Genomic DNA, 267 nt, shown 5'->3' on the forward strand with positions numbered 1-267 from the left:
TCAATCGACAGGCCGGCACCCATCATGCGCAGTCGTATCAGGGTGTCGAGCACGGCGGGAGAAACTTCCAGCAGGCCGCATTCAGTGATTTCAAACGTCAGACGACACGCAGCAATGGCGTGGGATTGGAGTGAGTCGCAAAGACGCGGCAGTAATAAGCCATGACCGAGCTGGTCGGACTCCAGGTTAAACGCCAGCGATAGGAACTGCTCCTGCTCTGCCAACTGCTTCAAGAACTCAAGGCCTTGTTGCAACAGCGCGAAGAAC

At 56.2% G+C, this 267-nt stretch carries 1 protein-coding gene; it reads right to left on the reverse strand.

Features of this window, described 5'->3' with window-relative positions:
- Positions 1-267 (reverse strand): EAL domain-containing protein (locus AAEZ05_RS28870; protein ID WP_350650025.1); only part of this gene is annotated, 267 nt, incomplete at both ends.

Origin of the sequence: Pseudomonas sp. HY13-MNA-CIBAN-0226 (assembly GCF_040310305.1) — a bacterium.
GTDB lineage: Bacteria > Pseudomonadota > Gammaproteobacteria > Pseudomonadales > Pseudomonadaceae > Aquipseudomonas > Aquipseudomonas gregormendelii.